The 21,616-nt window shown below is 41.7% G+C and carries 12 protein-coding genes, 2 pseudogenes and 1 CRISPR repeat array; of the genes and pseudogenes, 5 read left to right on the top strand and 9 right to left on the bottom strand.

Translation table 11 applies throughout. The features are described from left to right. Positions 1 to 94: 94 nt before the first annotated feature. The 7 genes and pseudogenes from V7K32_RS26140 to V7K32_RS26110 all read right to left on the bottom strand — a co-directional run. Positions 95 to 463 (bottom strand): annotated as a pseudogene (locus V7K32_RS26140) (NADPH-dependent oxidoreductase); the annotation flags it as partial. 126 nt (positions 464 to 589) lie between these two features. Beyond that, positions 590 to 1,039, bottom strand: a pseudogene (locus tag V7K32_RS26135) (nitroreductase family protein); the annotation flags it as partial. A gap of 480 nt (positions 1,040 to 1,519) precedes the next feature. Next, entirely contained in the window at positions 1,520 to 2,278 is a 759-nt protein-coding gene (locus tag V7K32_RS26130) for a class II aldolase/adducin family protein (RefSeq protein ID WP_334997426.1), read from the bottom strand. Beyond that, positions 2,265 to 2,936, bottom strand: coding sequence for a hypothetical protein (locus tag V7K32_RS26125; protein ID WP_334997424.1), 672 nt, complete (start codon positions 2,934 to 2,936; stop codon positions 2,265 to 2,267). Before V7K32_RS26125 ends, V7K32_RS26130 begins: the two co-directional genes overlap by 14 nt. A 120-nt stretch (positions 2,937 to 3,056) precedes the next feature. After that, complete coding sequence (locus V7K32_RS26120) at positions 3,057 to 4,793, bottom strand: pseudouridine synthase (protein WP_334997422.1); 1,737 nt, start codon at positions 4,791 to 4,793, stop codon at positions 3,057 to 3,059. A 503-nt stretch (positions 4,794 to 5,296) separates the two neighbouring features. Further along, on the bottom strand, positions 5,297 to 6,616 hold the full coding sequence (locus V7K32_RS26115; protein WP_334997420.1) for a hypothetical protein: 1,320 nt from the start codon (positions 6,614 to 6,616) through the stop codon (positions 5,297 to 5,299). A 91-nt stretch (positions 6,617 to 6,707) separates the two neighbouring features. Continuing rightward, positions 6,708 to 7,067 (bottom strand): hypothetical protein, encoded by a 360-nt coding sequence (locus V7K32_RS26110; protein ID WP_334997418.1) that lies wholly within the window; start codon positions 7,065 to 7,067, stop codon positions 6,708 to 6,710. Between the two features lie 160 nt (positions 7,068 to 7,227). On the opposite strand from V7K32_RS26110, the gene V7K32_RS26105 reads away from it, so the two are divergent. After that, a complete protein-coding gene (locus V7K32_RS26105; RefSeq protein WP_334997416.1) occupies positions 7,228 to 7,491 on the top strand; it encodes a hypothetical protein in 264 nt (87 codons plus the stop codon). A gap of 104 nt (positions 7,492 to 7,595) precedes the next feature. Continuing rightward, positions 7,596 to 10,008: direct repeats of the CRISPR family, unit length 37 nt; unit sequence GTTTCAATCCCTAATAGGGATTTTAGGTAATTGCAAT. A 358-nt stretch (positions 10,009 to 10,366) separates the two neighbouring features. Here V7K32_RS26105 and V7K32_RS26100 read toward each other — a convergent pair. Then, positions 10,367 to 10,690 (bottom strand): hypothetical protein, encoded by a 324-nt coding sequence (locus tag V7K32_RS26100; RefSeq protein WP_094328612.1) that lies wholly within the window; start codon positions 10,688 to 10,690, stop codon positions 10,367 to 10,369. Positions 10,691 to 11,196: 506 nt separating this feature from the next. On the opposite strand from V7K32_RS26100, the gene V7K32_RS26095 reads away from it, so the two are divergent. Next, positions 11,197 to 12,879, top strand: coding sequence for an adenylate/guanylate cyclase domain-containing protein (locus V7K32_RS26095; protein WP_334997414.1), 1,683 nt, complete (start codon positions 11,197 to 11,199; stop codon positions 12,877 to 12,879). Positions 12,880 to 13,309: 430 nt separating this feature from the next. Further along, positions 13,310 to 17,287: an EAL domain-containing protein gene (locus tag V7K32_RS26090; RefSeq protein ID WP_334997412.1), complete on the top strand. Its 3,978-nt coding sequence runs from the start codon at positions 13,310 to 13,312 to the stop codon at positions 17,285 to 17,287. A gap of 27 nt (positions 17,288 to 17,314) precedes the next feature. On the opposite strand, the gene V7K32_RS26085 is transcribed toward V7K32_RS26090, so the two are convergent. Continuing rightward, a complete protein-coding gene (locus V7K32_RS26085; RefSeq protein WP_334997410.1) occupies positions 17,315 to 17,995 on the bottom strand; it encodes a Uma2 family endonuclease in 681 nt (226 codons plus the stop codon). A 226-nt stretch (positions 17,996 to 18,221) separates the two neighbouring features. Between V7K32_RS26085 and V7K32_RS26080 the strand changes: the two genes are divergently transcribed. Together V7K32_RS26080 and V7K32_RS26075 are read left to right on the top strand one after the other, a co-directional pair. Then, complete coding sequence (locus V7K32_RS26080; protein ID WP_334997436.1) at positions 18,222 to 19,589, top strand: NAD-dependent succinate-semialdehyde dehydrogenase; 1,368 nt, start codon at positions 18,222 to 18,224, stop codon at positions 19,587 to 19,589. Between the two features lie 223 nt (positions 19,590 to 19,812). Continuing rightward, entirely contained in the window at positions 19,813 to 21,456 is a 1,644-nt protein-coding gene (locus V7K32_RS26075) for an acetolactate synthase large subunit (protein ID WP_334997409.1), read from the top strand. Positions 21,457 to 21,616: the final 160 nt, after the last annotated feature.

Genomic DNA, 21,616 nt, shown 5'->3' with positions numbered 1-21,616 from the left:
CTCTCATAATACCTTTGCTTGAAAAATCGTCTTAACCCTTACCGATAAAGCAATTAATTCCTTTTACTGCCTCAAAATCAGCGAACGCACAGTACAGTAACTTGAAGCCAAGGTGATTGAGAACTTCACGCAAGCGATCGCGTCCTTTCAGTGATTCTACGGTTGCGATCCTTTGGGCTGAGTGTTCTGACCAATCGCCAGGGATATTCATCTCTTGTTCAGTATAGAATTCTTTCATGATCTGGTTGTAATGAGCGATCGCTTCTTCTTGATCTGCCAATTTATAGGTTTCTCGGTGCAGCACAGCTGATTGTGGCAACCGTGGCTTAATCGCTGCTTCTACCTCTGGATTCGGATAGCCTACACACAGCCCAAATACAGCATACACAGACGAAGGCAAATTCAATATCTCTGCTACCTCTTGCGGATGGTTGCGGATTCCACCGATATATACTGTTCCTAAGGGACTTCCAGGAAATAAATTATCCAATCTTGTGGGGTGGGCAACTTGCCCGCCTTTGACTATGGGCGGGCGAGACGCCCACCCCACAATAAATAGTTGTATATTTTTTTATTTGGAAGTCCCTAAACCGAGTGACTCGGCTGCTACTGTTGCGTTTTGCGCCGCCAAGGCTGCATCAATTGTTGCCGTCACAAACATTTCCAAGTATTCTAGCGCATCATGAGATATGCCGCGACTCTCAGCAACGTAATTTAGACGCGCCAAGTCTGCTAACCAAACCAAGAATAAAGGAACCTGCTTAATATGTGCTTGGTTCCCCGCTAACTTAGATAACTCCTCTTTGCGTTCTTCATCTTCCACTGCTACCACACTCCAGGTTTGCAAATTAGAGGAAGTAGATGCAGATTGGGCGGCTGCAATTAGTAACTCCAGGGTTCCCGGTGGTAGAGGTATTGATAAATAAGACCGGATTGAACGGTGAGATAGTAGTGCTGTTAGAGAATCATTCCATTCAATTTCGGGATTGAAGGGAATTTCACCGTAGCGCGATCCCAATAGTTCTGTAGGATTAGTCATAATCAATTTATTGATTCACACTTCAAAAATTTTCAGTTGATTTATTACTAACACCAATTCCATTTGTCAGCGCATACATCTATCATTGGTATTAACAAAAGCCTAAAAATGGCTTAATTCAACGCTTGACTCACTCGCCTTGAACTTTAGTTCAAGGCTACTATCTAAACTCTACTTCAATCGTTAACAAAGTTAATAAACACTTCTGCTTTTGTAGTGATAGACACACCAAAATTGCATCTAACTGTCAATCGTACTTAAAAATCGCTACAAGCTATGTATAGCGGTGCTTTTCAGACCCGGAATGCAGGTTTTTACACGTATCTCGGCTCAATACCAAAATGATTTCTCGGAACTATATAAATACTATAAATCTATAGTGTTACCGTAGTATATAAATAAATTTAGGTCAACAATAGAGGGAAGTGGGGAAAATTGATCCTTCCCCGCCTATTATCTCAGTGTCAAAAAAACACAGCACTAATTTAGCAAATCAGGTTCTTCGCGTACAATTCTGTCGTAAAGGGGCTGGAAGCCGAACCACCCACTTGTATGTGACCCCACTTGAGTTTGTGTTAAACGGGCTGTTTCGTGTTTGATAGTAGTAGGTCTACCGGCAGCTTCTGCCAGTAGTTGGGCTTGGCACGATCGCTCTAAGTTAATGTACCAAAAGGCAGCTTCATCTACTGTATGTCCCACAGTTAAAATGCTGTGGTTACGCAGGATTATGGCTTTGTTTGTACCCAAAGCTTGCGCCAGTCGCTGACCTTCAGAAATTTCTAAAACCACACCTGTGAAGTCATCAAATAACACATGGTCTTCATAAAAAGCACAAGAATCTTGATTCAAGGGGTCAAGAAGACGACCTAAACTAGACCAGGCTTTACCATAAAGTGAATGCGCGTGAGCCGCCGCGATTACATCAGGTCGAAGTTCATGAATCTCAGAATGGATGGCGAAAGCAGCTCGATTCACTTCAGCATCACCTTTAACCACCTCACCTTGTTTGTTAACCAAGATCAGGTCAGAAACTCGGATGTGACCGAAGTATGTACCTAATGGATTCACCCAGAAATGGTCTGTAAACTCTGGATCGCGAGCTGTAATATGGCTTGCGATTCCCTCGCTGAAACCAAATTTACCAAACAGGCGAAAGGCAGCAGCTAGGCGTTGTTTGCGGTGCAGACGTTCGTCTTCAACTCGCTCGAATACGGGGGGTTGTGGTCTAGTGTAGGGCATGTTCTTTTTCCTCTTCCTCTTCACAAGGAGCGTTGGAATATCCAGAGCGAAAGGATTTGACGCTATGAGATTCTGGCATGAACTGGTGACGCCAGATGCAACCAGTATCATTACCTAAAATATGGATAGATACAGATGCGCTCTGGGATGTAGTTTTGACGGCGTGGATATCACCATCTGGGGGTAACAGGCGGTAGATATCTCCTGTTTTAAGTCTACGCACTTCAGTTATTTGTAATTGTGCGTGTCCTTGGGCATCGCCGTTATCTACACGGCGATAGACTGTTTCTTCTTGATTGCCTTTGTATAAACCAATCAATCCCCAGGCTAAATGGTCGTGGACGGGAGTCGTTGAACCTGGGGGAATCACCAAACTAAAGATTGACAGTGACTGGTTTTTGGCGCGATAAAGTAGCCACTGACCGATACCGCCGCCCATCCTGCTTTCGGGATTGACTTGGGCAAACTTTTGGGGTAGCCATTCCTGTTGGACAAGCAGTTCTTGAAAATAGGGTTCTAATCTAGCGAGAGTTTGGGTGCGATCGTCAACAGTGTGAGCGCTAATTTCAGACACTTTTGCCAGAAAGGATCGTAGTTCCTGGCTCTGAATAAACCATTGGTCTTCGCGCAATGGTTCCAAGATAGTGTGGTTTGTCATCTATATTCCTCCGTTTGGGAGGCGACTAATATTAATTAATTACTCATAGTGCTTCCCAAAAGTTTTCAGAGGTTCGTGGTGTTCACATCCCCGACTTCGTTCGTAAGGAAGAGTTGAGCGTCAAAAGGGCGTAATTGCTTGTAAATGCAGGGTTTTTTCTAACTGCGGATGCTCGAACCGAAGTTCTCTAGCGTGCAGATGTAAGCGACTGGTAACTGCACTGCATCCATAAAGGCGATCGCCTAAAATAGTTACTCCAAGTCCTCGCGGATCAGCCGCATGAACCCTTAATTGATGAGTGCGCCCTGTTAGCGGTGTAAATTCTACGCGGGTGTAGCCTCCTTCTGTTGCTATTACCTGGAAGTGTGTCAAGCTGGGTTTACCATGCTGCCAATCGACTTTTTGATAAGGGCGATTTTCAGGATCTCCCCACAGTGGCAGTTCAATTTTACCTCGCTCAATCACAGCACCGGAAAGTATGGCTTCATAAACCTTGTGAACCTGGCGTTGCTGAAACTGCTGGCTAATTTGCCGATGGGTTTGACGATCGCGTGCCAACAACAAAATCCCAGAAGTTTCCTGATCTAGGCGATGCACGGATGCAAGCGCCATGCCATCAGCTAACAGATGGCGTAAGCGACTCAAGACACTATCTTGGCGATCGCGATAACGACCCGGCACCGAAAGTAATCCAGCAGGTTTGTTCACAGCAATCAGCCATTCGTCTTCATAAATAATCGGGATCTCTCCCTTCATGGGAGGAAATTCATTGGACTCAAAAACATTAAGTCTAGGTAAATGTGCTAATGTATTTACTAATAATGGAGTTGTTATATGAAAATCCTTGTTAGGGATTGAAATAGGTCTTAACCCTGAGAGCAAAAACCCCATTAATGGCTGGCATCGCTCGGCACATGCTCCATAAAATTTTCCCTGAATTTTATCTTGATTTACCGAAGCCGCACCCCACCAAAATTCTGCCATTGCCAGGGGTTTAAGATCATGTGTTGCCGCATAATGGAGCAGTTTTGGAGTACAACAGTCTCCTGTGCCAGTGGGCGAACCTCCTGGCATTAATTGCTGTAATGATAGCGATCGCCCAGAAAAATTAGTCAGGCTGTAGGTAGCGTGCATCTGAGCTTGTAATTGACAAGACAGTGCTTTACGCTGAAGTTTGAGTTCGCTAATTCGCGCATCCTTCGCTACAATTAACTCCTGAAGAGGCTGTAATACTGCATTTTGCTGGCGTTTAAGTTGTCGTCGCTCAATTCCCTGCTGACGACTCTCTTCGTTGAGTTGTTCAAGGGCAATCGTGAGTGCTTCTTTTGTAAATGTATTGCAGATTTGCTGACGTTTTTCTTGTCGTTGATGTTTGCAATGGCGATGGTGATCGCTCATTGCTTGCAATTGTTGCTCAAATTCATCCAACAGGGTTTCATACTGCTGGCGTTCGGTTAGTTGCTTTAAGGTAAAAATTTCTTGCTTAATCGCGTCCAACTGTGCTAATGTGCGGGCTTCCTCCAAAGCAACTTCGTCTCGTCCTGGAATTGGTGGAACCCAGCCCTCAACTACACTCGAACCATTCAAAAGACCGGAGAAGGCTTTGAGTACCCTTTGTTCGCCATTAGCCAGTTCAACTAAAAGTATTCCATACATCTTGCCTTCACGAGAATAACAGTCATTTTTGGCAAGTTGTTGCATGAGTCCGTGAGCGATCGCTTCAGATATTGAGGTGCGGGGTAATTTTAGGCGATTGCCACTTTGGAGACAACGCCCCTCGTACCAATAACTAGGAGATGAGCCACTTATCGCAAAATCGCAGTCGATGAAATCTGAAAGTGCGTGCAAAACTAGCATACATAGGTGAATTCTTCTTCAATGTCTTTGCTAAGGGACTGACAAAGAAAAAAATACCCAAAAAACTGGCGAAAAAACTCTCTCCTCCTTATTCCTCTGTGTTCTCTGTGTCTGGAGTGGTTCGTTTATTTGAGTAATTTAGGGACTTCCAAGAAATAAATTATTCCAATAAACGAACCTTATTAGACGCAGAGAACGCAGAGAGAAGAAATAGAGAGAGTTTTTGGGTCAGTTTTGGAACATTTTTTTATTTGTCAGTCCCTAATACCAATTCTGTATCAAGATGCGCCAATAGTGCAACAAATAAACCTCTTGCATACATCCAAAATAAGAACCCCACCCCGCCAAAGCATCGGGAAGGGGTGTTAGGCAATACTCCGTAAGTTTTGAAGATTTGTAGGTTGGGTTGAGAAACGAAACTCAACCTACATTAGTAACAAGATAGTGCGAGTGCGATCGCCTAGATTGGGCGATTACGCAGCCAAAGATTCAACATCTAGAATTTAGGGAGCAGGAATCGATGAATCGCTCTGTGGTGGATTGACTTGTTCTGGTGGAAGCGGTTGTTCAGATGAATTATCTTTTGTAGATATAGATTCTGGCTCTTTTATCATACCATGCTGTTCTTGCCCTCTAAGCCCAAGATATGTTGCGGCACTGATTCCTTGTAGTGTAAGAAGAGTGTCATCAAATTCCGGCATTGACAGATTTTTAAGGACTTCCCAAACAAAGAATAGTCCGAGCGCAACTGTCCAAATAAATGTTTGGAACCGATGAAAGTTGACTCCATTAATGTCCGATAATATATCGTAGAAAAAACCTTCAGAAAGGCGTTGACTACCTTTTTTATTCTTCTCATTCCCTTGTCCATCAATTAACGAAGTACCAACGGTAGTTACAGAATTGATTCCCAATAATATTAGTGATTGTTTAGTCAAAACATTGGTATAGTCTCCTGTTATGCCATAGATAATCAGATAAGCACCAAAAATTAGAAATGTCCAAAAAGCAAGTTGAGATATCGATAGACTGAATGGGTTTCTGTTCAATTTTTTTCTGCCAAGAAAAAATCGAGCAATTCGGCTTTGACGATATTCGTTTTTAAGTTCAGCCTTTTCTGTGATCAACAATTCCTGTCCAGCAATCACCTCTTTTTGACAGTAAACTCCTTCTATACCAGAACTACGAAGAGTGTTTCGGCAATATCTAACGAACATTAATACAACAGCCACAAGTAGAAGCAGACACAGCCAAAATCGCCACGAAAACAGAACTATTGTTAATTGAGGAGGTGGGAAACCATCGCTCACCCGAATTGCCATCTTTTTGGGACAGCCGACTCCCGCTATCACGTTAATACTGTATCTGCTACCAAGAAGCTGATTCCATGCAGCTTGAGACGAGTCGGTGCGTTCAAGTCGAAAAGCTAACCAATCATCCTCAAGAACTGTCCTTTGATCTTTACCCCGAACCTTGACGATGACTGGTTCTCCGTGGACATCATCTAGTTCATAGCCATCCAGGTATAATACTAATTGTCGAGGATCAAATGAATTGGTGGCATTAGCCGTTGCATTTCTGGTCGCGGCTGATAATCCTTCAACTTTTACCCTGATGCGATCGCCCATTGTAACTTGCTTACCACCATTATCGGCAATGACTTGTTGAGTTTTCAGTCCCGGAGGCATTGAACATAGCTGAGGCGCCAAATTTACAGAAGGCCCATCTGAACTATCTTGAGCAATTACTGCAAAGTTGATAGAAACAATCAACAAAAAAACCAACAGAAAAATAGCAGTCAATCTTTTAGCATTTCTATACATCGCTCGGTATTCCACCAACAGTGATTACTATGTCGGTAGTGTAACCATACTTGAGTCATTCAGGGTAATTGAAAGTTTAAAAGTTTAGGTTTCAAAACCTGCCAGTTTCCACGTCGGTTAAGATGTATTGCCACAGGCTGATCATACACAAAGATGAAGCGCTAGCCTTCTCTACAAGCCCATATTCGATACCTAATTGTTTAAATAGCCATAGCACACACTGCGATGCGATCGCTAGTTGTTGAGATGATGGACAACGATCGTGCGATTGGCAGTTTCCAGATGATTGAAGCAGTGTCCAAATATTAAGCATATCAACTAGCGATCGCCAGAATGGCAATTTTGATTCGCTTGAATTCTTCCGGGTGAGGCAATAGACCCAATTTTTCGGTAATTTAGCCCAGTTTGTGCCTATTTCTCTGGCAATTATTGCTGCCAATAACGGAATCAAGCCAAAAAGTGACTAATCATTCAGATTTTTATTGACTAGAAACTCACAATCATTCTTCAGGGGTTGCTACTGCATTCCCTGGTGATTCCAGCTTTGACTCTGAAGAATTGGCTGGTATCGATTTAGTTATGGTCTTTATTTTAAAGTTTGATGGTTGTAGATGAACATAGGAATAATCCAGCCTTACAGTAACGGGTTTTTAGAAGTTGTACCAGAAAGCGATTATTGGCAGATTGCAGCTATACACATCAATGGCCAAGCCTACTGCCCTACTCCTCGGCTTTATCGCTCAGAAAAAGTGGCATTAGCAAAAGCTACACAAATTTATGATTGGCTAACTGACCACGAAGGAGAAATTAGTGATGGGGGTTGCTACTGCTCTGAATTGAAACTCATCCTATGGCAGCAACCGAAAGTTAGTTGACGTTATATTTATAGCTGCTTAGGGACTTCCAAGAAATAAATTACCCAATCTTGTGGGGCGGGCAAGATGCCCACCCCACAAGAAGTAGTTGAGTATTTTTTTATTTGGAAGTCCCTAATAGGGATTTTAGGTAATTGCAATTTCTGTAAATTCTCGATTTGATTTTTAGTTTCTTGTTTCAATCCCTAATAGGGATTTTAGGTAATTGCAATAAATAGTTGAAGCCATAGTTATCCCCATCTTCTTCTGTTTCAATCCCTAATAGGGATTTTAGGTAATTGCAATAGAATAGAGGGGTAATGGCTTGGATATTTTCATGTTTCAATCCCTAATAGGGATTTTAGGTAATTGCAATTGCGTTGAATCCAGAATACTCCCTGCTTTCCTCAATGTTTCAATCCCTAATAGGGATTTTAGGTAATTGCAATTATATTTTACTTGTATACAGGTTTAGAGGCGATAGTTTCAATCCCTAATAGGGATTTTAGGTAATTGCAATGAAATTGCTCTAGGCTTCCCGCCGGGCAATTAGGGTTTCAATCCCTAATAGGGATTTTAGGTAATTGCAATATTGTAGTTAGCGATCGCCGTCAATCTGCGTTTACGTTTCAATCCCTAATAGGGATTTTAGGTAATTGCAATCTTTCACTCATGGTCGATTACTAGCAAGTTCTACCGTTTCAATCCCTAATAGGGATTTTAGGTAATTGCAATATGACGAACTCGGTACTTATGTACCTAGTATCAGTTTCAATCCCTAATAGGGATTTTAGGTAATTGCAATTTACTAGGATTTGCCCTTTGCGTAGATAGTCTGCACCCGGTTTCAATCCCTAATAGGGATTTTAGGTAATTGCAATCTACTTGGAATATTGCAAGCCCTTGTGTTTGAGGAGTAAGTTTCAATCCCTAATAGGGATTTTAGGTAATTGCAATTCAATGGGCCGATCGCCCCTAAAAAATTATTTTGTGTTTCAATCCCTAATAGGGATTTTAGGTAATTGCAATGCTTTTACCAGCTATCAAAACAAGGCAACCGTAGAAGTTTCAATCCCTAATAGGGATTTTAGGTAATTGCAATTTCTTGATATTGCAGCCGCGTACAATCGCATCGAGGTTTCAATCCCTAATAGGGATTTTAGGTAATTGCAATGCTCACATGAGGTACTCTTAACGCCCAACAATGCGTTTCAATCCCTAATAGGGATTTTAGGTAATTGCAATGTGGCACACTTAGTAATCCACTTACTCCTACAGATATGTTTCAATCCCTAATAGGGATTTTAGGTAATTGCAATGCGTCTACAGTTTCACTCATCAACTGATAATTCAATGTTTCAATCCCTAATAGGGATTTTAGGTAATTGCAATCAATGGTTAGATAATGTTGCGAGTCAAAAGCAAAGTTTCAATCCCTAATAGGGATTTTAGGTAATTGCAATTGTAAAATTGCAATGCAATTGTGAAGTCATTACACGTTTCAATCCCTAATAGGGATTTTAGGTAATTGCAATCTATGATTACAAGTGGATTTTTCCAATGTTCGGCATTAGTTTCAATCCCTAATAGGGATTTTAGGTAATTGCAATGTTTTTGTTGGAACTGCCACGATTAACTGCTTTTGTTTCAATCCCTAATAGGGATTTTAGGTAATTGCAATCATAAGTATTCTGGTAGACCTTTTCACTGGTGTTTCAATCCCTAATAGGGATTTTAGGTAATTGCAATCCTTGCTACTCTTGGGCAAGTCACCGGAAGCTTGTTTCAATCCCTAATAGGGATTTTAGGTAATTGCAATCGGGGGTGTATTGAAGCTCTATGCCGTAAGCATGTTTCAATCCCTAATAGGGATTTTAGGTAATTGCAATCCGTGCGATCGTTGAGCGAAGAATATCTACCGATAAGTTTCAATCCCTAATAGGGATTTTAGGTAATTGCAATTTTCAACCTTCGCTTACATAGGTACAAGGCATATGTTTCAATCCCTAATAGGGATTTTAGGTAATTGCAATGTTTACTATATCCAGCAAAAGGAGAGTAGCGTTTGTTTCAATCCCTAATAGGGATTTTAGGTAATTGCAATCTATTGAGCTTCCTGTATTTGGGAGTGCAATAGAAGTTTCAATCCCTAATAGGGATTTTAGGTAATTGCAATTGATTTTTATTCTCATTGACCGGAATATCTGATCCAGTTTCAATCCCTAATAGGGATTTTAGGTAATTGCAATACTTGGCAGATGTAATTGTGGTGGAAACGCCATTTGTTTCAATCCCTAATAGGGATTTTAGGTAATTGCAATTAATAAGTTCTTAATCGCACTCTCGATAATTCTTGAGTTTCAATCCCTAATAGGGATTTTAGGTAATTGCAATGTTGGTGTGCGCCGATGTAGAAATGTTCTGGACTCGTTTCAATCCCTAATAGGGATTTTAGGTAATTGCAATTTGAGTTACCTTGGTTGTTAAAAATAGATGGTTATGTTTCAATCCCTAATAGGGATTTTAGGTAATTGCAATCGCTGGCTTCTGAAAGTCTTGCTCTATTTGGTTTTCAAGGTTCGGTTGCGCGAATGCAGAAATCATAACACGAGGAGTTGTGATTTGGCTAGAGGCAAATGGCTGAAAACTTGTCCCCATAAGGTGCGCGGATGGTTTCAAAATACTAACGCTCTCAAGTTATTACATAGAAGGCAATTCAGCCATTTCTATAATCACTCCTTCTCGAACACCTACCCATCCGCGCATTCAGCGAAAAAACTAATCTGATGGGAAAGCTGCTTACCTATAAATATCCTACTTGATTAGATTAGCTGACTTCAGGGCGATGCCTGGGTTAGGCTACGCCTACGCAATACCAGCATCCTCATGACCAACCTTACTTAGCAACGTCTTCAAAGTCTGTTATTGCACAAGCAAACTCCCTAAAAGCTGTTTTAATCAAAACCTCTTTCGTTCCCCTTTCTAGGGAAGAATTGCGTATCAGGTCTGTTAATTCTATGAACAGCAGAGAAAACATAAAACGATCTTGGCGATCAACTTGTTTCAAGCAAGACGATATAAACTGATAAAGCTCTGTTTTTCGAGGTTTGGTTTGTTCTTCCCATATTTGTAACCCAAGCCGAAAAGTTCTCAAGCGGATTTCATTACTGTTGAAAGACGCGTCTTTGTAGCGCACTGATACGCGTTGAGGTATTTCCATGAGTTTTAGCTATACATATTCGATGTAAAATAATTATTCACTTATATTTTTGCTCAACCGGAAAAATCTGATATTTTGCATCAAGGTTTAGTTTCGCCAGCTAATCGCCGGATAGTGGTTTGTCTTTGCGATCGCTAAAAATGTGGTTAAAGATGGTACTTTTGAGTAGCGATTGAGTAAACATCTCCAAAAATTAAATATGCGTAACCTAAAACCCTTGTAGAAACGCGAAATTTCGCGTCTCTACATTCTTTTTCGGAGATGTCTAGTAGGTGAATCAATTTTAGATTTTAGATTTTAGATTTATTCTCGCGTTTGAATTCGCTTGTTCTCAAACCCCCTTCTGAACTGAACCTGTAACAAAATTGCTTCTTCCAATGTAAGATCCGTCACATGCAGTTGTCGGAATGTAGTTAACAGTGTCATAAAGAAAAGGTGAAGGTTAACCTTTAGGGTATAACTTACCTTAGAGTTGCTTGCACCTCTAGCTTCGATGGATCACACTCATGACTGAACTGACACTACGCCTACAAGAGGGAGATAGCGAGACAACGATCGCAGTTGATCAAGATATATTCACAATTGGCCGTTTGCCGGAATGTAACCTGTACCTACCTTTTGCTGGAGTATCTCGCAACCATGCCCGCTTGGTGAAAACATCTGACGGTGTGTGGACTATTGAGGATGTGGGCAGCAAAAACGGGACGCAAGTAAATAAATATCTTGTTAACTTTCCCCAAGAGCTACATCACGGCGATATCATTTGGCTGGGCAATGTTACCCTGGTAGTGCTGCTCACAACCCCTGTTTCCCACCCGACATCAGGGTATCCTGAAACTTCGGACATTAATGAACAAAGAACAATCCTTCATAATGTCGAACAATTACAACAGCAATGGATCGCAGCTGATAGCAAAGATGGCAACATCAATAATAAAGATAAAACCATTGCCCGTCTCAAAGACTTAGTGGACATAGCTAAAAATCTCTGTGCGGCGGCATCTATAGAAGAGATTTTTTCTCAGGTGCAGCAAGTAGTTTTTCGTTACCTTGATAGTATCGAGCGCTTGGCATTATTAATTGATGTTAATGGTTGCGGTCAATTAGAATTAGTCAATGCTGCTACTAGAAATATTTCTCAACAAAAACATCTCCCCTCTGATGGAAGTTGGATTAGTCGGAGTATATGTCAAAAGGTATTTGACGAAAAAGTTGTCATTCAAACCGCCGATACCCAGCAGGATGAACGATTTGCTAGTGAACAGAGTATTTTAGTCAAAGGCATTCGCAGCGCGATGGCAGTGCCTTTATGGGATGAAAATAAAGTTGTGGGCGTACTCTATGCCGATGCCAATCTTTCTTCTTACCATTGGGCAAATGAAGGCGAAGAAGAATTGAGCTTTTTTTCGGCTTTAGCAAACATTGTGGCTTCGAGTGTGCAGCGTTGGCTGCTGGTAGAGAAACTCAAAACTGAAGAAATGATTCGTCACCGATTAGAACGCTATCATTCTCCAGCAGTTGTGCAGCAGTTGATTTCTGTCGGTGGATTACCGGGTGGTCGTTTAGCTCCCACGGAGAGCGAAATTAGTATTTTGTTTGCAGATTTGGTGGGCTTTACAGCAATTTCTGAACGGTTAACACCAACTGCGATCGCTCAATTATTAAATAATTTATTTGAAGAAATGCTAAAAGAAGTGTTTACTTGGGGCGGCACTTTAGATAAATATATTGGCGATTGTATTATGGCATTTTTTGGCGCTCCAGAACCGCAAGCAGATCACGCCGATCGCGCTGTGAATGCTGCCAAAGGAATGCTGACTCGTCTGGAACATCTTAATGCCAACGGTTTTTGGCACGAACCCCTGCAATTACGAATTGCGATTAATAGCGGTAAAGCTGTTGTGGGAGATGTCGGTAGTTCCCAAAGGGTAGATTATACTGCATTAGGCGCGACGATTAATCTTGCTGCTCGCATGGAAGCAGTTTGTCCCCCTAGTGAATGCGTAATTAGTAAAGCCACTTATAAAATGCTTTCACTGCCTTCAGACTTTGAGGAAATGGGAGATTATCGTTTCAAAGGTATTGAGCGATTAGTTAAGGTTTATCAGACAAAATTGCAGCCAATGCCAACAATTATTAATCCATTTATCGAGCAGAATAAAGGCGCTAGTCGTCAGAATTCAGAATGAATTCTGACCAAAGCAACAAAAAGGTCTCCGGCTTTGCTCCTGAATTGAGCTATTCTGAATTATCCTTCAATAATCTTTAGTTTGAGGATGCAGCTTTCAGGTCTAGATTTTCTACATTACAGAATTTTAGATTTTAAATTTTAAATTTGGGATTGAAGATTCAAAATATAAATTTAGATTTTAGATTTTAGATTGTTTTGCGTCGCCTAAATGCTCTCTTGCAATCAAGGATTTGGGATTTTAGATTTTTTCTCCCGTTTAAATTCGCTTGAGTTCAGAGCTTTTTAAATTTTATATTTGGAATTATTCAATCCCAAATCCAAAATTTAAAATCTAAAATTCTGTGACAGCTTGACTAATTTTGTTTGAATTAAGGAATACTGAGTATAAATGAAAAGTTAGATTTTGCAGTTGTGCAATCAGGAAGAGTATGGCTGATTTATCCACTTTAAAAATTATTACTAAAATATGCCAAATAATCCCCTTGTTCACCGCAGTATTCAGTATTATTTTGGGATTTATGGTGATGCTTGCGTGGCATACTCACTTAAATGCCATAATTCAAGTCCTGCCAAATTCACCTCCTATGCGTTACAACACTGCTCTAGCGTTTTTCTTCAATGGCTGGGCATTGCTGACTCTGATCAAAAAATGGCGACGACTTGCAGCCGGATTGAGCTTAGTGGTTGCTCTGATTGGTAGCTTGACTTTGGCACAATATATCTTTCAGGTAAACTTTGGTATCGACCAACTTTTTATACACGACTACCTGACAAGCACTCATCTTACTTACAGCGAAACCTTGGGGATCAATAAACCTGTCGACCAATTGCTGATTAAAGTTGGTACTCCCTTACCTGGTCGCCCTTCTCTGAATACAGCACTAGCTTTTACTCTATTGGGTATAGCATTGCTGTGCTTATCTCTAGTCAAGATGAGCAAGCGTTTATTAATTGTTGCTGGAGTGTTATCAGCAGGAGCGATCGCCATTGGATTTGTAGCATTATTCGGCTACGTTAGCGGTCTAGAAACAGCTTACAAATACAAAGGGGGATATCTAACAGGTGTAGCACTTCCGACAGGACTGGGCTTGCTGATGATTGGGGTTAGCGTCCAACTTCTGGCTTTTGAGCGAGTCGATCGCCTACCACGATGGTTTCCCCTGAGTATTGGTTTTGGGGTTTTGACTGCAAATCTATTACTCTGGCAAGCGATAAATAGTTGGAACAATATACTTGTTAAGCAGCTATCAAATACTACCGGAAAACTTCAATTGCTGCTATCTCCGGTGGCACAGCTAGTGCTGGTAGAAGGACTGTTTTTGACCTTACTGGTGACGCTAGTTTTCTATTTTTCTCAACTTACCCAAAAGCAAGCAGCGCGGTTGAAACTAACGAATTATGACTTGCTACAGTCTAACTCATTACTTCAAGCAACTCTAGAATCGACAGCTGATAGCATTTTGGTTTTGGATGCTCAGGGAAGAAAAATTAACTTCAATACTCAATTTCTTGAGATGTGGCAAGTTACAGACTCAGTTCTCAAGGCGATGAAATGGGGACAGGATCAGCAAATATTGTTATTTATTGCCAGTCAACTCCAAGACTCAGAAGCATTTTTGCAGATGACGAACCAAATGCTCAACTACCCAGAACAGAAAACTTACGATGTTTGGGAATTAAAAGATGGGCGAATTTTTGAGTTATATACTCGTCCTCAGTGGATTAGCGATCGCCCCATCGGACGAGTTTTCAGCTTTCGGGATATCACTAAACGGATTTCGGCAGAAGCCGCTCTCCAAAAAAGTGAAGAAAGGCTACAACTTGCACTGGAAGGTTCTGGCGATGGTTTGTGGGATTGGAAAATTCTGACTGGCGAAGTTTATTTTAGCCACCGTTGGCTGGAAATGCTGGGATACAGCCTTGGAGAACTCCCAGGTAATGTTAGCACTTGGGAACTGTTGATCCATCCAGAAGACCAGCCTTGGGTAATGGAAACCTTAAATGCTCATCTTCAAGACAGTTCGCATAGTTATAACTTTGATTATCGAGTCCTGACTAAATCCGGCAAATGGAAATGGATTGCCAATTACGCTAAGGTTGTCACACGGGATGAAGATGGTAACCCACTGCGAATGACAGGGACTCATAGAGATATTAGCGATGTCTACAACGAGCTTCGCTTACGCAAACAAGCAGAAGAAGAACTCCGCTTTCTCAAAACAATCGCATTTGCGATCGCCGAGTCCCCAGATTTCAACTCGGCATTAGTACAAGTTTTGCAATTAGTCTGTCAAAGAACCCATTGGGACTATGGCGAAGCCTGGATTCCTTCTGCTAATAATCATGTTTTGCAATGTAGTTCAGCTTGGTACATCAATGAGCATAACTATGGGAATCATGCACGCCAAATCGATGAATTTCGGGCCGTGAGTGAAACATTTACCTTTGCATTAGGTGTTGGTTTACCTGGAAGAGTCTGGGCTTCACAGCAACCAGAGTGGCATGAAGATGTTTCCCAACAACCAGAAACTATTTTTCTCCGTCAAGACACAGCTTTGAAAAATGAGATCAAAGCTGGATTGGGAATTCCTGTGATTGCCAACCAGCAAGTTCTGGCAGTGCTAGTATTTTTTAAGTTGGCAATTGCCACTGAGGACAAGCAGATTGTAGAAAATATTACAGCCATTGCTGCCCAATTGGGTTTATTGCTACAACGTAAACAGATGGAAGAAGCACTTTTTTACGAAAAAGAATTAGCGCAAGTTACGTTACATTCCATTGGCGATGCGGTAATCACTACAAATGCAACTGGCAAAATTCAGTATTTCAACCCCGTTGCCGAAATGCTCACAGGTTGGAGTCAGCAAGAGGTAAAAGGTTTACACCTAGCAGAAATCTTTAGAATTTTCCATGAAACTACGCGAGAACCAGCAGAAAATCCGGTAGATAAAGCTTTAAAATCAGGGCAGATCGTCGGTCTAGCAAATCACACAGTTTTAATTACCCGTGAGGATCGCGAAATTGCTATTGATGACTCCGCAGCCCCAATTCGCGATCGCCACAATCAAATTGTCGGTGCAGTCATGGTGTTTCATGATGTTAGCCAAAATCGCAGCCTCTCCCGTCAACTTTCTTGGCAAGCAACCCACGATTCTTTAACAGGACTAGTCAATCGCTATGAATTTGAACAATGTCTAGAGCAAGCGGTGAGCAACGCCAAAACACAGAACCTAGAACACGCCTTGTGCTATTTGGATTTGGATCAATTCAAGGTTGTTAACGATACTTGTGGTCATGCAGCCGGTGATGAACTTTTGCGACAAATCACAAGACTATTGCAAATTAACATCCGTCAAACAGACATATTAGCTAGACTAGGCGGCGATGAATTTGGCGCACTGCTTTACCAATGTTCTCTAGAGCAAGCTATGCGAATTGCTAATATTTGGCGCGAAACTATTCAAGAGTTTCGGTTTATTTGGCAAGACAATGTTTTTTCGGTTGGAGCCAGTATTGGCTTAGTAGAAATTAACGCCAACAGTGAGAGCCAAGCCAGTCTTTTAAGCTATGCAGATGCTGCTTGCTATGCTGCTAAAAATAAGGGGCGCAATCGCGTTCATGTTTTTCAGTTTGACGATGAAGAACTTTTACAACAGCGTGGAGAAATACAGTGGGTTTCACGGATTACCAAGGCGCTAGCAGAAAATCGTTTATGCTTATATTCCCAAGCTATTGCAGCGATCGCTCCTACGGGAACACCGGAAACTCATTATGAAATCTTGCTGCGCCTGAGAGATGAGAAGGGAAATTTAGTTGCACCTATGGCATTTATTCCGGCAGCTGAACGCTACAACCTGATGCCGACAATCGATCGCTGGGTAATCAAGACCCTGTTTAAGTCTTGGCCATTAACAGAACACAATAGTAAAACTATTTATGCCATCAATCTTTCAGGCACTAGTATCAACGACGATCAGTTTATTAACTTTTTGCGTGAGCAATTTGCATTGTATCAAGTTCCACCACAGTCAATTTGCTTTGAAATTACAGAAACCGTAGCGATCGCAAATTTAACAAAAGCCAGTCAGTTTATTAGCGAACTTCAGCGCTGGGGCTGCCATTTTGCCTTAGATGATTTTGGCAGTGGTATGTCCTCTTTTGCCTATCTTAAAACCCTCCCAGTCAACTATTTGAAAATTGATGGCGGATTTATTAAGAACATTGTCGAGAATTCTGTGGATGATGCGATGGTGGAAGCGATTAACCGGATCGGGCATGTGATGGGGATAAAAACAATCGCTGAGTTTGTCGAAAATGATGCTATCTTACAACGACTCAAAGAACTTGGAGTCGATTACGCTCAAGGTTATGGAGTAGGTAAACCACTTCCTTTAGTATTTACTTAAAGGCAATGGGGAATTACGAATTACGAATTACCTGACTGTGCCAGCTTGAAAAATTTGCTCTGCGGTCAAATTCAACTCTGGAAAAATTGGCGACTGGATACGTTCATCTCCTCGAAATTTACTAACGCGATACTCCCCTTCTTCTAAAGCGCAAACTAAAATAGTCGGTTGTTTGGGCTTGCCAATAAATTCCCTACCGCCCAATGCACCATAATCGACAATCCAGTATTCAGGAATTCCCATTTCTTCATAGTCAGCGTATTTTTTCAGATAATCATCACGCCAGTTTGTACTTACCCTTACGGGTTCGTCAGTTGCTTCAACGCGGGGAACCCGCGCAACGCACTGACTCACCACCTCAATTACTAAAGGAATTGATGCTGCTTGAGTAACAGTTGATTTTTTTTTCCACAATGGTTCATTAACTAAATTAGGCTGATTTAGTATCAGGACATCTGGCGAGTAAGCTGATTCGTTTTCAAGTGGTTTAACTAATACTGTTTTTGGTATACCATACCGCAGCCCGATGCGACTATATTCTAAAGTTATTTTTGTAGATAAAAATACAATAATCTCTTCATGGTCGCCTGTTGGTTGGGGCATTTCTACTACTACTCCATCATATAGCTCGTAACGTTGTCCTGTGTTATCTGGATATTTAGCAACGAATTCATCGAATGTAACTACTTTGCCTAAGACTTGAGTCATAGCTTGATTCCTCAATTGTGCAACTTATAACAACTTTAGTTGTATCTAATCCATCAAGATTAATACTGATTGATTGGTATATTTTATTCCAAAAAAAAGGCAAAATTGTAATATTGGGCAGCTAATTCTTAGCTAAAAGACTAGAATTTGGGTAGTAGCTTGCTCAATTTATATGTATAACATTAGGAAGCCTACTTCAAGCTATTTTTTAATGGGAGGTCAGGTAATGGCGATCGCTACCATTAATCCCGCCACTGGGGAAACGCTCAAAACCTTTGAGCCACTCAATGATGCAGAAATTACCGCTAAACTCGATTTGGCTAATCAGACTTTTGAAAAGTATCGTCAGACTAGTTTTTCGGTGCGATCGCAGTGGTTACAAAAGGCTGCTGATATTTTAGAGCAAGACAAAGCAGAATTTGCTAAGTTAATGACTTTAGAAATGGGTAAGCCATTTAAAGCAGCGATCGCGGAAGTCGAAAAATGCGCCGTGGTCTGTCGCTACTATGCCGAACACGCCCCTAGTTTTTTGGCTGATGTCAGTATAAAAACGGATGCCAGCGAGAGTTTTATCCGTTATCAACCAATGGGTGCGATTCTCGCGGTGATGCCGTGGAATTTCCCCTTTTGGCAAGTGTTCCGCTTTGCTGCACCAGCGCTAATGGCGGGAAATGTCGGCTTACTCAAACACGCTTCCAATGTGCCACAGTGCGCCTTGGCAATTGAAGATATTATCCGACGCGCAGGTTTTCCTGAAGGTGCGTTTCAAACTCTATTAATAGGCGCTGCTAAAGTCGCCGATTTAATGGCTGATGACCGCGTAAAAGCTGCCACATTGACCGGAAGCGAACCAGCAGGTGCATCCCTCGCCGTCGCCGCCGGCAAACAAATCAAAAAAACCGTTTTGGAATTAGGAGGAAGTGACCCGTTTATTGTGTTAGAGAGTGCTGACTTAGAGACAGCAGTTGTCACAGCTACTACAGCGCGGATGTTGAATAACGGGCAATCATGTATTGCAGCAAAACGTTTTATTATCGCAGAAGCGATCGCAGACAAATTTGAAAAATTACTTTTAGAAAAATTTGAGGCGCTCAAAGTTGGCGATCCCATGCAACCAGATACCGATTTGGGGCCACTTGCAACTCCTGGTATTCTCCAGGATTTAGATCAACAAGTGCAAAATGCTATCAGCAGTGGTGGTAAAGTCCTGATCGGTGGACATTCTTTATCAGATCGTCCTGGTAACTTTTATCCACCAACGATTATCATAGATATCCCACCTGAGACACCAATTGCCAAAGAAGAATTCTTTGGTCCGGTAGCCTTGTTATTCCGGGTTCCAGATATCGATGCTGCCATTAAACTCGCTAATGACTCACCCTTTGGCTTAGGTGCAAGTGCTTGGACAACCGACAACCAAGAGAGCGATCGCTTGGTTGAAGAAATCGAAGCAGGTGCCGTCTTTATCAACAGTATGGTCAAATCTGATCCCCGATTGCCCTTTGGTGGCATCAAGCGTTCTGGATATGGCAGAGAATTGAGTATCCAGGGTATACATGAGTTTGTCAATGTTAAAACCGTGTGGGTTAAATGATCAAAAGTTAGGAGTTAGGAGTTAAAAGTTAAAAGTTAAGAGTGGGGAGTAACAAATGACGAGTTAAAAGTGAGAAGTGAAGAGTTAAAACTAAAGAGTAATGAGTGAACGGTGAGGAGTTATTAATTTAAACTCCCAACTCTAACTCTCAACTCTCAACTCCCAACTCCTAACTCTCAACTCCTAACTCCTAACTGAATATCGTCAATAGTTAGGAAATAAAATGAATACAGCAGAATTATTGGTGCAGTGCTTAGAAAATGAAGGAGTGCAATATATTTTTGGACTCCCTGGCGAAGAAAACCTGCACGTTTTGGAAGCGCTAAAACATTCTTCGATTAAATTTATTACGACTCGTCATGAACAGGGTGCAGCATTCATGGCTGATGTCTACGGACGCTTAACCGGAAAAGCCGGAGTCTGTCTTTCTACTCTTGGACCTGGGGCAACTAATTTGATGACTGGGGTAGCAGATGCTAACCTCGATGGTGCGCCTTTAGTGGCAATTACTGGTCAGGTGGGAACAGATAGAATGCACATCGAATCCCATCAATATTTAGATTTGGTGGCAATGTTTGCACCTGTTACCAAGTGGAATAAGCAGATAGTGCGACCGAGTATTACACCAGAAGTAGTACGGAAAGCATTTAAGCGATCGCAATCAGAAAAACCTGGTGCAGTTCACATCGATTTACCAGAAAATATTGCCGCTATGCCTGTAGAAGGCAAACCTTTGCGTAAGGATAATAGCGAAAAAACCTATGCATCTTTTGCTAGCATTCGGGCAGCCGCCGCCGCAATTTGCCAAGCGGTAAACCCATTAATTTTAGTCGGAAATGGGGCAATCCGCGCTTATGCAAGCGATGCTGTAACGCAATTTGCCACTTTGCTGAATATACCTGTTGCTAATACTTTCATGGGTAAAGGCGTTATTCCCTATACACATCAATTAGCTTTGTGGTCAGTGGGATTACAGCAAAGAGACTTTATTACCTGTGGTTTTGATAACACAGATTTAGTAATTGCGATCGGCTATGATTTGATTGAGTTTTCCCCCAAAAAATGGAATCGTAATGGTGAAATTCCGATTGTGCATATTGGGGTAAGTCCGGCAGAAATTGATAGTAGTTATATTCCCAACGCCGAAGTCGTGGGAGATATTTCAGATTCCCTCTATGAAATTTTAAAATTAGCAGACCGACAAGGTAAACCCGATCCTTTTGCCATCAGCTTAAGGTCAGAGATTCGGGCTGATTACGAACAGTATGCCCATGATGACGGATTTCCGATTAAGCCGCAAAAGTTAATTTATGACTTACGGCAAGTAATGGGGCCAGATGATATCGTCATATCTGATGTTGGCGCACATAAAATGTGGATGGCCCGTCATTATCATTGCCATAGCCCCAATACTTGCATAATTTCCAACGGCTTCGCGGCTATGGGTATTGCCATTCCTGGCGCTTTAGCAGCAAAACTTGTTTATCCTAAGCGCAAAGTCGTTGCTGTAACAGGCGATGGCGGCTTTATGATGAATTCTCAAGAATTAGAAACAGCCTTGCGTGTCGGTACACCCTTTGTCACCATAATTTTCAATGATGGTGGCTATGGGTTAATTGAGTGGAAGCAAGAAAATCAATTTGGCAAAGGAAACTCATCTTTTGTGCATTTTAGCAATCCTGATTTTGTTAAATTTGCCGAAAGCATGGGTTTAAAAGGCTACCGAGTTGAATCGGCTTTAGATTTGATTCCCACTTTGAAAGAAGCCCTCGCTCAAGATGTCCCCGCAGTGATAGATTGTCCCGTAGACTATCGCGAAAATCACCGCTTTAGCCAAAAAGCCGGCGAGTTGAGTTGTGCGGTGTAAAAAGTAGAGACGCTACTCGTCGCGTCTGTACAAGAGTTAGGAGTTATTTATTCCTAACTCCTTATTAATTTCTAATTAAGTGGGCGCAAATAATCATCACTGGCTCGTAGCGCTAAAGCGAAGACAGCGCAACTACGAGCCAAATACAGAGATTTGACTT

The organism is Nostoc sp. (assembly GCF_036917635.1).
Classification (GTDB): domain Bacteria; phylum Cyanobacteriota; class Cyanobacteriia; order Cyanobacteriales; family Nostocaceae; genus Nostoc.
This window is presented reverse-complemented; position numbering and strand designations above follow the sequence as displayed.